Here is a 5868-nt window from a genome sequence, read left to right on the forward strand (position 1 = left end):
GAGTGTCGGTACGCCCGGGGCGGGGTGGGGGTAGGACAAAAGCAGGCCGTCTTCGCCGACGAAGACGACGCCCTCGGCATCGACCTCCAGCCGCTGATCGGCCGTGCTTGTCCACGAAGGGCCGAACCACCGTCCTGTCCTGCGACCGGATTCCAGCTGTCGGGAGAAAACCAGCGGGAGTGCGCCCGGCAGCACGATGTCCGTCTGAGGCAGGTACATCTTGCCGGTCGCGAGGTCCACCGGGTCCGTGTCTCTGGACTCCCGATTCGGAACCTCCGTATCGGTCTGGTCGGTGCCGACTTCATCCAGGTGCCGGCGCGCCGACCCTTCCCCCGCGCCCTCCACCGCATCCCGCCCCTCGCGGCGGAGCGCGCCCTCTCCGACATCGTCGGCGAGCCGGGCGGCCTTGGCCGTCCGGGACCCCGCGCTCGCGGCCGCGCCCGCGCCGCCCGTGGCTATGTCCAGGGCGACGTCGAAGAGGAGTCGCCCCTTGGCCTCCGACGCGTCATGGCTCCAGCCCGTGCCGACGATGGCGGCCGGGAGGCGTTCCGGGTGGTTCGCCATGCCGACCAGGCCCGCGGCCGTGGAGTTCAGCGTCATCGCGTACTCGGCCGGGTGCGAGACGTTGTACGAGTCCATGGGGCTGATCGAGCGGGCGAAGGACAGCAGCCCGAACGCGCCCTTCGTGAAGCCGCCCGCCGTGTGCAGGAGTTCGGTCGGCGCTCCCTGGACCTTGTCGTACGCCTCCATGCCCAGCCGGTCGGTGAACTCCGGCTCCGCGGGGGCGTGGGCCAGGGCGGCGTCCACGTGGGTCACCGCGTGGGCGCCGGCCGTGTTGCGCTGCTTGCGGGCGTGCTTCAGCTTGTCCCTGGCGGCGTTGCGCAGCGCCTCGCCGGGGTCATGGGTGAAGTCGCCCGGATCGGTGGGGCGCTTGCCCGGGTCCTTGCCCGCCTCCTGGGCGTCCTTGTAGGTCTGGAGGTCCTTCGCGTACGCGGTCACGTCCCTCGCGTGTGCGGCCCGCGCCTTGTCGGTCGCCTCCTGGCCCTTCTTGTACTCGTTGATCGCCACCTGGGCCTGCTGCTGCGCCCAGTGCACGGTCTCGGCGAAGTCCGACAGGGCCTTGGACGCCTTTTCGCAGGCGTCGGCGGCGTGCGCCCACTTGGCCGGGTGCATGGCGAACTTCTTGCGGAAGGCGTCGGCGGACTCGCCGCGCCACTCGCCCGAGTCCAGCTGCCGCATCCCGGAGGCGACCTTGTCGAACGCCTTCTGGAAGTCGCTGAGGTTCTTGGCCGTGGCGCGGATCTTGTCGGCGCTGCCGTGCACCAGCTTCTTGGGGTCCTCGGTCTCGCCGAGTTCCCACTCCTGGACCTCCGCGCCGAGATGGTTGGCGACCGAGTCGCCCTTGCTGCGGACCCAGTCGGCACCGCTGCCCCAGCCGGCGTCGTCCATGGTGTCCGCCAGCCGGCCGCTGTAGTGGTCGATGCCCTGGCCGATGGCCTTCTGGCCGTCCTCGTACGCGTCACCGACCGTGTCGGCGACATCGTTGACCCCGTCCTTGACGCCGTCCGGTATCCAGTCGTCCCAGCCCATCAGCTGTTGCTTCCCCCGTGCTCGGTGCGGCCCTCGCCGCGCTCGCCGCTCTCCCCGTGTGCGCTGCCGTCGTCGGCCTTCTGATCCGGGCCGAAGGCGTCGTCCGCCGCTGCCTGGTACTCGTCCCCGTAACCGGCGAGCTGCGCGAACGCGCTGTGCTGGCCGCCGATCATCCCGTCCGTGGTGAGGTCGTGCGCCGTCGCCTTCCAGGTGTCCTCGGCGTCCTGTCCGGCCTGCAGCATGGACTCGGCGCTGTAGTCGGGGTTGGCGAGGTTGTGGATCGGGTTGTCCTCGAGGGTCTGGCCCCAGCCGCGCTTCTCGGCGTCCTCCTCGGACAGGTGAGGGTTGCCCATCGCCGCCGTCCAGCCGACCTTCATCGTGCCCTGGACGTAGCCGTCCGCCTCGTGCATCAGGCCCGCCGAGAGGCCCGCCCCCTCGGCGAGGTCCAGGGCCTCCTTCACGAGGGAACGGACACCCCACTCCCAGCGCTCGCAGAACGTCTCGAACTTCGCGGTGAGGTCGGCGTAGCCGGTTTCCATGCCGGTCAGGGCGAGCTCGGAGAAGCCGCGGCCGACCTCGGCGGCGCCCGCCTGACCGATGGCCTGCAGCTCGTCGATGGCACCGTTGATGCCGCTGGTGATCTTCTTGATGGCCGACGGCGAGACATGGAGGTCCTTCAGCTCGTCGCTCATCTCGGGCTGCTCGCCGCTCATGCCGTGGCCTCCCCCGGTGTCGCGAGTGCTTCACCGTTGGTGCCGTCCACGGCCGCCTCGTCGGGGACGATGCCGCGTACGGGTGGGAACATCACGCAGCCGCCCGTCTCCGCGTCCGCGACGTCCAGAGCCACGCCCGTCGGCTCACCGGTCGCCGGGACCACCACGTCCAGCAGCCGGGCGCCGTACACGGTCAGGAACTCCAGGCCGTCCGCGGGCGGCGGCTCCCAGCCTGCGGCGACGGCGAAGCGGGCGAGGGCCTGTCTGTCGCTGAAGGCGTAGATCCAGCGAATGCCGCCGTAGGTCGCGGTCATCAGGTCGCCGTCGAGCGTCGGCACGATCACGGCCGTACGGCGGAACTCACCCAGCCGGGCGGCGAACGCCCGCTGCTCACGGGCGACCGCGTCTTCGTCTTCGGCGTCGGGGGCGGCGGCAGGGCTCATGTCACGGTCGGTCGGCGCTGCCGCCGTCGGCGCTTCGTCCGAACGGGCCGCTCGTTCCTCGCTCGCCTGCCGCCCCCGTGCTTCTGCCTCGGCTTCGGCCTGCCGCAGCAGGTCCTCCAGGCGCGTACGGCCGTCCCCACCCGCAGCACCCGAAGTTGCCCCCGCCCCACTGGTACTCATGCATCACATGTTCGCATTCGCGTCTGACAGCCGGCCAGAACGGCCCTGGCGAGGGCGGCCCTTGGGCGTCACTTCCAGGTGGCGTCGGCGTCTTTTGTGGTGATGTGCATGCCGAGCGGCACCCGCCAAGCGTCCACGCACACCTTCCACGTGTGCTTCTTCGACTCACCACCGGCGATCGGTACCGGGAGCTCGCGGGTCGACTTCCGGGTGTCCCAGTCGATTCCGAGCCCGCCGATGATGTGCGTGGCGAAGGTGATGGTGCCGGCCGTCACCGGGCGGCTGCCGGTGTTGTGGAGCCGTACGGTTACTCGCTCGCACCAGCGCACGTCGGTCTTGGCGAGGGCGAGGGGGGCTCGGTGTTCGGGTCGGCCGGGGCGTCGCCGTCGGCCGGTGCGTCCGGCCCGTCCGGCGCATCCGGTGCGCCCGGGATGTTGCTGGAGGGCGGCTGCGGAGGGCCTGAGCGTTCTGGTGTGTCGGCAGGGGGAACTGTGCCGTCCGGCGTGCCGTCAGGGCGTTCGCCGGACCGTCCTTCGGGGGCAGTGGTGCCGGCGTCGGTGTCCGCGCCGTCCAGTGGGATCAGGGTGACGTTGTCCGTGGGGGCGACGGGCTTGTCGGGGGCTCGGCCGTCCGCCGATCCCGTCGCGATGTACCCCTGGTCCTCTCCGCCGCCGCAGGAGGCGAGCAGCGTACCCAGTAACAGCAGTGCACCCGCTGACGCGCCAACTGTCCTCCGTCGCATGGACGGCAGTGTGGCTGACGGGCCGTCAGGTGTACAGGCATGCGGCAGGGAACGGCGGGAGAGCGGGCATGGCTATGCCCCGGGCCGGGAGGGACCCCTGTTGCCCGGGGGTGCGTCGCGTCGTCAGTCCGTGGTCAGGCCGTCGCGGAGTTGGGCGAGGGTGCGGGTGAGGAGGCGGGAGACGTGCATCTGGGAGATGCCGACCTCCTCGCCGATCTGGGACTGGGTCATGTTCGCGAAGAAGCGGAGCATGATGATCTGGCGTTCGCGCGGCGGGAGTTTGGCGAGCAGGGGCTTGAGGGACTCGCGGTACTCCACGCCCTCCAGGGCGGTGTCCTCGTAGCCGAGGCGGTCCGCGAGGGAGCCCTCGCCGCCGTCGTCCTCGGGGGAGGGGGAGTCGAGGGAGGAGGCGGTGTAGGCGTTGCCGACGGCGAGGCCGTCGACGACGTCCTCCTCCGATACGCCGAGGCACGTGGCCAGTTCGGAGACGGTGGGGGAGCGGTCGAGCTTCTGGGACAGGTCGTCGCTGGCCTTCGTGAGGGCCAGCCGCAGCTCCTGGAGGCGGCGCGGGACCCGTACGGACCAGGACGTGTCGCGGAAGAAGCGCTTGATCTCGCCGACGACGGTGGGCATGGCGAACGTCGGGAATTCGACGCCCCGTTCGCAGTCGAACCGGTCGATCGCCTTGATCAGACCGATCGTGCCGACCTGGACGATGTCCTCCATCGGCTCGTTGCGGCTGCGGAAGCGGGCAGCGGCGTAACGCACCAGCGGGAGGTTCAGTTCGATGAGCGTGTCACGGACGTACGTACGCTCCACGCTGTCCTTGTCGAGCGTGGCCAGCCGCAGGAACAGGGAGCGGGAGAGCGTACGGGTGTTGAGGGCGTCGTCGTCGTGCACGTGCGGTGCTGGTGCGGGAAGCACCTTCGAGCTGCCCAGTTCTACGGACATGCCACCCCCTTGAGGTCGCGGTCGGGTCGCCGCTGCGTCCCTTCGGCCCCATGCGGAGCGAAGAGTTCAGCCTCCACCTGAATACCGGAGGCGGCGCCACGGCAAACGCGGTTCCTGCAGAATGTCACATGTCGGCAACACGCTGTAGCGCCATGTCGACATATCCCTGCAGGAAGGAGTGGTGGGCGCCGGGAAGGTGTACCTCGTCCTGGTTAGGCGTCGATCCTGTTTGCGGATCGGAGCCGGGCGAAACTCCGCGAGAGCAGCCGGGAGACGTGCATCTGGGACACGCCCAGCTCCGCACTGATCTGGGACTGCGTCAGGTTGCTGTAGTAACGGAGCAAGAGGATGCGCTGCTCGCGTTCGGGCAACTGTACGAGGAGGTGGCGGACGAGGTCGCGGTGTTCGACGCCGGCGAGCTCGGGGTCCTCGTAACCCAGGCGGTCCAGCAGGCCGGGCAGGCCGTCGCCCTCCTGGGCGGCTTCGAGGGACGTCGCGTGGTACGAGCGGCCGGCCTCCAGGCAGGCGAGCACCTCCTCCTCGCCGATCTTCAGCCGCTCGGCGATCTCCGCGGTGGTGGGGGACCGGCCGTGCAGCACGGTCAGGTCCTCGGTGGCGCCGTTGACCTGTACCCAGAGCTCGTGGAGGCGGCGGGGGACGTGGACCGTCCGCACGTTGTCGCGGAAGTACCGCTTGATCTCGCCGACGACGGTCGGCATCGCGAAGGTGGGGAACTGGACGCCGCGGTCCGGGTCGAACCGGTCGATCGCGTTGATCAGCCCGATCGTGCCGACCTGGATGACGTCCTCCATGGGCTCGTTACGGCTGCGGAAACGTGCCGCCGCGTACCGGACCAGGGGGAGGTTCGCCTCGATCAGTGCGTCCCGCACGCGGCCGTGCTGGGGGGTGCCCGGCTCCAGGCCGGCCAGCTCGGCGAAGAGGACTTGCGTGAGCGCCCGGGTGTCCGCACTTCTGCTCTGGCGGGATGGCGCCTTCGGCGCAGTACGGGCCGTCACGGTTCACGCCTCCCCTTCACAGCGCTCCAGTGCGTCGGTAAGTCGGGACTTCGGTCGGTGCTTCGGCATCTCGGTACTTCGGTGAGGCGGTGCGTCGGCGTCGTGGTGGGCGGTAACGGACGGAACGGGCAAAAGCGGTCATAGCATCACAAGACATGTGCACTGTGTGCAAGCACCGCATATTGCCGTGTTGAAGGGCAGTTGGCGGCGGCGAGGGGGCGAGGAGGGGTGGC

At 70.0% G+C, this 5868-nt stretch carries 6 protein-coding genes; all 6 read right to left on the bottom strand.

Features of this window, described 5'->3' with window-relative positions:
• On the bottom strand, positions 1 to 1590 hold a 1590-nt coding region (locus CCS38_RS00640), incomplete at its 3' end, for a putative T7SS-secreted protein (RefSeq protein WP_223731202.1).
• Positions 1590 to 2303, bottom strand: a complete 714-nt coding sequence (locus CCS38_RS00645) for a hypothetical protein (protein ID WP_223731203.1) — start codon at positions 2301 to 2303, stop codon at positions 1590 to 1592. The genes CCS38_RS00640 and CCS38_RS00645, both read right to left, overlap by 1 nt.
• On the bottom strand, positions 2300 to 2926 hold the full coding sequence (locus CCS38_RS00650) for an SseB family protein (protein WP_308050629.1): 627 nt from the start codon (positions 2924 to 2926) through the stop codon (positions 2300 to 2302). The genes CCS38_RS00645 and CCS38_RS00650 overlap by 4 nt, the downstream gene beginning before the upstream one ends.
• 68 nt (positions 2927 to 2994) lie before the next feature.
• Positions 2995 to 3201: a hypothetical protein gene (locus tag CCS38_RS00655; protein ID WP_223731204.1), complete on the bottom strand. Its 207-nt coding sequence runs from the start codon at positions 3199 to 3201 to the stop codon at positions 2995 to 2997.
• A 590-nt stretch (positions 3202 to 3791) separates the two neighbouring features.
• Positions 3792 to 4619, bottom strand: coding sequence for an RNA polymerase sigma factor SigF (locus CCS38_RS00660; protein ID WP_223731205.1), 828 nt, complete (start codon positions 4617 to 4619; stop codon positions 3792 to 3794).
• Positions 4620 to 4831: 212 nt separating this feature from the next.
• Positions 4832 to 5635, bottom strand: coding sequence for an RNA polymerase sigma factor SigF (locus tag CCS38_RS00665; protein WP_030259822.1), 804 nt, complete (start codon positions 5633 to 5635; stop codon positions 4832 to 4834).
• Between the last annotated feature and the right edge of the window lie 233 nt (positions 5636 to 5868).

Source organism: Streptomyces purpurogeneiscleroticus, assembly GCF_020024005.1.
In the GTDB taxonomy this organism is placed as follows: Bacteria; Actinomycetota; Actinomycetes; order Streptomycetales; family Streptomycetaceae; genus Streptomyces; species Streptomyces purpurogeneiscleroticus.